Below are 5,586 nucleotides of genomic sequence, written 5' to 3'. Positions count from 1 at the left end.
CGCGATTCTCATCTTGATTGTCGCTGCGCTCGCATCCTGATTGTCGCGCTGCACTTTGCCGCCACGGGGCGGCCGCTTACTGCCTGAGCAGATCCGGCGCGAAGGCTACCGTCGCCACCGCTGCCGTAGCGTCAGTCCTACGGCGATATCGACCGACATAAACCCCCACATCCTCAGCCGTCCGGATCCGATAAAGTTCTAACAACCCGTCCGGCATCGGAGCGAGGCGGTACGCTCTCCCGTTCGAGCGACAGAACAAGACTTTTGACCGGTCGAGCGGTGTCCATTTGCAATCGGCACCGGCCAGAAAGCGGTCCTCAAGAGTGCGCCGCTTGGTTTCCTGGTCGGCCCTGTACCGCGCCTGCTGCTCGACCGCGAGGCGTCGTTCCTTCTCCTCAATGTATTCCTGCAATGCGCCGACGATGGCCGGGAGTTCGGTTCCTTCGGCCTTCTCCCGGGCGAACAGCTCCAGACAACCATCCCAAAGCCGTTCGTCCGGATACTCAGCCGCATCATCGTCCTGGAAAGCCCGAATGCGTTGAGTAACGTCGGTCGTCGTCAGCAGAGGTCCGAGCATCGCATTTAGATGGCCGACCAGATCGGCGATAGGCACCCAGCAGGGAGCCGCGGTCTTCACAAGTCGCTCGCGGGGCGGGTCCCATTTGCGCCAGGCGGAGGAGCCCCGATCCAGCCTGTGGATCACCTCAGCCGCGAGTCGACTGACGGCGGACGGGTCTCTGATGTGCCGTAGCGACGGGCTCTGGACGTAGTCGAAGAGCAATCGCCGCACGACCATCAAACGGTCTTCCATACGGTCCTCCCATGCCGGTTTTTGTGCCGGTTAGAACCGGCCGATTTGTGGGCTTTCCGGCCTTGATTGCGCCCGTTCCGTGCTGGTTGCGAACAGGCTCGAAAGCGTCGGCCCTGCCAGCTTGACAGCCGACGAATTCGGCTTGTTCTCTTGTCAGCCGAAGTACCTATTTCGACCGACGCGGGCATCGAGCCCGCGTCGGTCGAGCTCTTCTGCTCGCTCAACTCATCCTAGCATGACGGGCCGAGAAGCCGGGCCTCAAGGACGACGAGGCCTCACTAACTTGCCGGCCGATCAAACGTCGACGCTCCCCACGCAAGGCCATCGACGGCTGAAAATCATGACCTCCATCGCCGCTGACGTGGCCTCGCCAAAGCGCGGTCCTTGAATGCGGGCAATGCATCTAAGCGTGCCGGCCTGTCACGTCCCACCATCCTCGGTTTTCGCCGCCAGCTTACGGCCGCGATACGAGAGAGGCGGGCAGAGCGAGAAGGGTCGATTTGCCGACCTTCTCTCGACAATGTCGGACGGAGCTGCACCGCTGAACGGCCTTGCTAGACGCTGGCGGCTTCGGGATAGCGTCAGTCGTGACCATGACCAGACTCATGCCGATCCTGCGCCTGTTTGCGGCCGCGGCAGCTGCTTCGCTCGCCTGCGCCGGCCCGGCGTCCGCGCAGGTCGGGGGCGAGCTCCACACCTTCCACTGCCTTCACGGCTGTCCGATCGGCGCACCGGCGATCGACGACATCGTCGTGCGCGAGATCTACACACTGGCGTCCAACGACTTAACCAAGATGGCCGACTGGGTGGCCTACCGGGTCACCCCCGCTACCATCGGCAAGTCGGCGGAGCGCGACTGGCAGCCCGACCCATGGCTCGATCCGGCCGAGACGCTGGAGGAGGCGGACTATGTCGGCGCACCCGCCGCGCTCGGCGTCGATCGCGGCCACCAGACGCCGCTGGCCGCGTTCTCGGGCACGCCGTTCGCGGCGGACACGAACATCCTGTCGAACATCACGCCGCAGGGGTCGGCGCTGAACCAGGGACCCTGGAACCGGCTAGAGGAGCGCGAGCGGACGCTGGCGCAGCTTGAGAACGGCGCCGCGTACGTCCTCACCGGTCCGCTGTTCGAGCGCGTCATGCCGCCGCTGCCGAAGGCCGACGAGCGCCACCGCGTGCCGTCCGCCTACTGGAAGGTGATCGCGACGGCAGACGGGCGGGTAGCGGCGTTTATCATGGACACCGCCGCGCCGCGCACGCTCGACTACTGCGCGGCCCGGGTCACGGTCGAGGAGGTGGAGCTGCGCAGCCGCCTGGCCCTGTTCCCGCGGCTCCGGACCCGAACCTTGCGCGATCTGTCGCAGTCGCTCGGCTGCCGACCCTGACGCGCCACGACCTCGGTCGCGCGTGCATCGTTCGTGAGGATCTGATGCCGCGCGGTCGTCCTCCGCGACTCACGAGTATAAGCTACCCGGCTATTATCACTGCAGAAAGCGCTGTCCTACAGCAACATAAAGTGAACAGGGTCATGTCAGTTCAACCGTGGAGTCGAACATGGACCTGCCAGACGGCCCGACCTTGCTGGGCATCGCCGCCATCATTACCAGCGTGACGGGATTGATCACTGCGTTCCGCCGGTCATCGACCGCGCCGACCACTGACGGGACGACCCGGCAACGCCCGATCCGGCGGCCGGCCCGTTCGCGCGGCACACTGCACGAACAATAGGAGGTCGCCTGATGTATCGATTGCTGACGATGGTCGGCCTGCTGGCGACGGCGCAGGCTGGTCCGGACCCACATCTTCCTACGCCCACTTACGACAGCGTTGCGCCATCGCTGCCCGCCGACCTGCGCGGAGCGGTCCTGATCGTGTCGAAGACGAACGGCTGGCGGCACATCGAGCACCTTCCTCGCTCCGACGCGGTGCTCGCCGACATCGCGCGCGATCTGGGCCGTCGCAGCTACGCGACCGAGAACGCGGCCGTCTTCAACGACGAACAGCTGCGGCGCTTCTCCGTGGTCGTGCTCAACAGCGCCAGCGGCGATTTCCTGACGCCCGCGCAATGCGCAGCCTTCGCCCGCTTCGTCGCCCGGGGCGGCGGCGTAATGGCGTTGCATGCCGCAGGCGACGATAGTCACACCGCGCCGTGGTATGTCCGCACGATCATCGGAACCAGGTTCATCGGCCACCCGGGCGGCCCAGACCAGTTCCAGCCGGCGCGTATCGTCGTCGACCAGCCGCGTCACCCGGTCATGGCTGGGGTGAGGCTGCCCTGGTCGCCCACGGACGAGTGGTATTCCTTCGCGAGCAATCCGGCGGCGCGCGGCATGACCGTGCTCGCCCGGGTCGACGAGGCGAGCTACCGTCCCGGCGGCAAGCTGGCGATGGGTGCGCATCCGGTCATCTGGACCAATCCCAGAACGAAGGGCCGCGTCGTTTACTCGGCGCTTGGTCATACGCCGGAGGCCTACGACGACCCGAACTACCGGCGCATTCTGGTCAACGCGGTCCGCTGGGCGGGGCGATAGTCTGCTCGGTCAGTCCTGGGCATCGACGCGCACGATCATTCATGCAGCGCAGTTACCGAGACAGCTCGCGTGACAGCGGCGCGGGTGTTGGCCCGCGCCGCCTCTCCGTTAACGGCTGGTCGACGTCTGGATGACGGCGGGTTGCGCCGCCGGTGCGGGCGTCGGTACCCCGACCGCCATCGGCGCGGTAGGCGTGGCCATGAACGCCAGTTCGACATCCTCGTCGACGAACGCGCTAACCGGCGCGCCAAGCGGGATCACGGCCGAGGTGCCCGTCGTGAAGAAGCCCGCGATCGGGATGAACGCCACCGCCGCGACCACGCCCGCGGTGCCCGTCTTGCCCTTGTCGTCGACCTGACCGGTCAAGCGGATGGTACGATCGCCGACGCGGACGTGCAGCACGCGGGCGTTGATACCGCCGGACTTGCCCCACATGCCCTTGTTGCGGACCTCGGTGATCTCACCCAGCGCCGAGCTGCCGGCCGGGATCACGGTCTGGCCGTTCACGGCGACGGCTTCCGCGACCTCCAGCTGGAAGCGCTGGCCGACCCGAAGCTTCTTGCCCTTGGTGGTCAGCATCTCGCGCATCGTGAGCGCGACGGGTGTGCCGGTGCGCAGCACGGCGGCGCCGGCGGTCATCGGTGCGAGCGGCGCGACCTGCGCGGTCACGGCTGCGGACATGGTGAGTGACGCGCAGGCGAGCGCGACGTGCAGAACCTTCATGATGATTATCCCCCCTAAACCGGCCTCCCCAGGCCGATGCGTAACCGGACCCGAAACCGGGCCGGTCGTCGAGATCAGGGGCCGTACCCTCGAGAGATTACCGCGCGCTCAACAGCTCGGGTTAAAGCCCCAGCGCATACAGCACGAGCAACACCAGCCCGACATGCTTGAACCCGCGCCAGAAAGAAGGATGGCCGAACAGCACCGGCTCGCGGGCGGGGAGGCCATAGCTGGCGTCATCCGGATAGAGCTTCTCGGCCGAGCGGGTCATTGCACGGCTCCAGGCCCCGGCAGCCCCGCGACCCTGGCGCCGATCTCGCACCAGCGCTCGATGCCCGCCTGATCGCCCTTGAGCAGGAGATCGGCGATCCGATCCGCTACGTGCGCCTGCGCGCCGTCGCCGTGCAGGCGCTGCACCATGGCGGCTTCCGCCCAACGTTCTTGATCTGCCGTCACAGTATCAGAGAATGCCAGTATGCCACGCGCGCGTCCAGCGTCGCGCGGCCGCGCTACTCCGGCCGCGACCTATCAGGCGTGGGCTGCGTGATCCCCGGCGTGCTCAGCATGCGCGTCCTGCTTGCCCTTGCTCTCCTCGCAGCAATCCGCACCCTCTTTGCAGCAGGCCATGTCCTTGCAGCATTCGGCGGAGACGGCGGCGGTGGAGAAGGTGAGAGCGAGCGCCAGACCCGCGATCTTGAGCTTATCAGTCATGATGACCGCATACCTGATCCCGCGCGCGGCGAAAAGTCGTCTGTCGGGAACAGTGCCTGCAAGACCGTAACAGCGTGGAGGGCTCGTGTGAGCGACACGATCAGCCGTCGCAGGCGCACCCTTTGGGCTGGTGACACTGCTTGTCGCGAGCAATACAGCTGTCGCCGCATGCCTTGCCCTTCGAGCATGTCTTACAGCAGGCGGACGCCGCATACGCCGTCGAACACGGGCCAACCGTAGAAGGCCCAAGCAAAGTGAGCGCCGCAGCCAGAAGCATAGCTCTCATGCGTTTCGACCTCCAACGCGAGTAGTCACGATCTACTGTCCAGAACCTTGCGTGCGGCTGCAAGCCGGGCTCGCCATACCTTCGTCGACGGGTGACCCCGCGCGAGTTCGCCGAGCTTGGCGGTGCAGATCGTCACCTCGCGTTCGGCCGCGGCGATCGCGGCCGGGTCGACCGGTGCTGCCTCGCGGCGTTGCCCGCTGAAGCGCTTCGCCCCGCTCATGGTGTTCGACGTTCCATAATCGGATGCACGTTGACCGCGTGAGCTGGCGCTGTCCAGAACAGGTCACACCCGTAGCTGGAGGCCTGCACCCGCCAGCTGATCGTTCACAAGCGTAAGCGAGGCTCTGCCGTCCATTCAGAGGAGCATGTGAGCCAATGATGCAGGCCGATGAATGATAGAGACCGGCGGCGGCGAGGGTCGCCGCGAACGCCCGCTCATGGGTCGGTCCGCTTATCGACGGGGCCATCCCTGGACTTGCCCCGGAAAAGTGGAGAGTTCCCTTGAGCTGAAAGGCGAACTCGAT

9 protein-coding genes are annotated in these 5,586 nt (G+C 66.0%); 3 read left to right on the top strand and 6 right to left on the bottom strand.

The genetic code is table 11. The features are described 5' to 3' along the window. Positions 1-76 precede the first annotated feature (76 nt). Entirely contained in the window at positions 77-811 is a 735-nt protein-coding gene (locus tag ACFE71_RS14620; protein ID WP_375429496.1) for a hypothetical protein, read from the bottom strand. Between the two features lie 605 nt (positions 812-1,416). Between ACFE71_RS14620 and ACFE71_RS14615 the strand changes: the two genes are divergently transcribed. The 3 genes from ACFE71_RS14615 to ACFE71_RS14605 all read left to right on the top strand — a co-directional run bounded on the left by ACFE71_RS14615 (position 1,417) and on the right by ACFE71_RS14605 (position 3,342). Beyond that, positions 1,417-2,196: a DNA/RNA non-specific endonuclease gene (locus ACFE71_RS14615; RefSeq protein ID WP_375429495.1), complete on the top strand. Its 780-nt coding sequence runs from the start codon at positions 1,417-1,419 to the stop codon at positions 2,194-2,196. Between the two features lie 169 nt (positions 2,197-2,365). Then, a complete protein-coding gene (locus ACFE71_RS14610; RefSeq protein WP_375429494.1) occupies positions 2,366-2,539 on the top strand; it encodes a hypothetical protein in 174 nt (57 codons plus the stop codon). 11 nt (positions 2,540-2,550) lie between these two features. Next, on the top strand, positions 2,551-3,342 hold the full coding sequence (locus tag ACFE71_RS14605; protein WP_375429493.1) for a ThuA domain-containing protein: 792 nt from the start codon (positions 2,551-2,553) through the stop codon (positions 3,340-3,342). 108 nt (positions 3,343-3,450) lie between these two features. Here ACFE71_RS14605 and ACFE71_RS14600 read toward each other — a convergent pair whose 3' ends face one another. The 5 genes from ACFE71_RS14600 to ACFE71_RS14580 all read right to left on the bottom strand — a co-directional run bounded on the left by ACFE71_RS14600 (position 3,451) and on the right by ACFE71_RS14580 (position 5,282). Further along, positions 3,451-4,065, bottom strand: coding sequence for a hypothetical protein (locus tag ACFE71_RS14600; RefSeq protein ID WP_375429492.1), 615 nt, complete (start codon positions 4,063-4,065; stop codon positions 3,451-3,453). Positions 4,066-4,186: 121 nt separating this feature from the next. Next, complete coding sequence (locus ACFE71_RS14595) at positions 4,187-4,336, bottom strand: hypothetical protein (protein WP_375429491.1); 150 nt, start codon at positions 4,334-4,336, stop codon at positions 4,187-4,189. Then, a complete protein-coding gene (locus ACFE71_RS14590) occupies positions 4,333-4,521 on the bottom strand; it encodes a DUF6961 family protein (protein ID WP_375429490.1) in 189 nt (62 codons plus the stop codon). Before ACFE71_RS14590 ends, ACFE71_RS14595 begins: the two co-directional genes overlap by 4 nt. 72 nt (positions 4,522-4,593) lie before the next feature. After that, the gene (locus ACFE71_RS14585; protein ID WP_375429489.1) at positions 4,594-4,776 is read right to left on the bottom strand and encodes a hypothetical protein; all 183 of its coding nucleotides are present in this window, start codon (positions 4,774-4,776) and stop codon (positions 4,594-4,596) included. Between the two features lie 311 nt (positions 4,777-5,087). After that, complete coding sequence (locus ACFE71_RS14580; RefSeq protein ID WP_375429488.1) at positions 5,088-5,282, bottom strand: hypothetical protein; 195 nt, start codon at positions 5,280-5,282, stop codon at positions 5,088-5,090. Between the last annotated feature and the right edge of the window lie 304 nt (positions 5,283-5,586).

The organism is uncultured Sphingomonas sp. (assembly GCF_964237155.1).
Classification (GTDB): Bacteria; Pseudomonadota; Alphaproteobacteria; order Sphingomonadales; family Sphingomonadaceae; genus Sphingomonas.
Note: the sequence above shows the minus strand (reverse complement) of the source record. Positions and strands in the feature narration are given on the sequence as shown.

Excerpts from the sequence above, each read along its gene's own strand:
- ACFE71_RS14585 (WP_375429489.1), bottom strand. The coding sequence starts at position 4,776 with ATGACTGATAAGCTCAAGATCGCGGGTCTGGCGCTCGCTCTCACCTTC.
- ACFE71_RS14610 (WP_375429494.1), top strand. The coding sequence starts at position 2,366 with ATGGACCTGCCAGACGGCCCGACCTTGCTGGGCATCGCCGCCATCATT.
- ACFE71_RS14615 (WP_375429495.1), top strand. The coding sequence starts at position 1,417 with ATGCCGATCCTGCGCCTGTTTGCGGCCGCGGCAGCTGCTTCGCTCGCC.
- ACFE71_RS14600 (WP_375429492.1), bottom strand. The coding sequence starts at position 4,065 with ATGAAGGTTCTGCACGTCGCGCTCGCCTGCGCGTCACTCACCATGTCC.
- ACFE71_RS14605 (WP_375429493.1), top strand. The coding sequence starts at position 2,551 with ATGTATCGATTGCTGACGATGGTCGGCCTGCTGGCGACGGCGCAGGCT.
- ACFE71_RS14595 (WP_375429491.1), bottom strand. The coding sequence starts at position 4,336 with ATGACCCGCTCGGCCGAGAAGCTCTATCCGGATGACGCCAGCTATGGC.
- ACFE71_RS14580 (WP_375429488.1), bottom strand. The coding sequence starts at position 5,282 with ATGAGCGGGGCGAAGCGCTTCAGCGGGCAACGCCGCGAGGCAGCACCG.
- ACFE71_RS14620 (WP_375429496.1), bottom strand. The coding sequence starts at position 811 with ATGGAAGACCGTTTGATGGTCGTGCGGCGATTGCTCTTCGACTACGTC.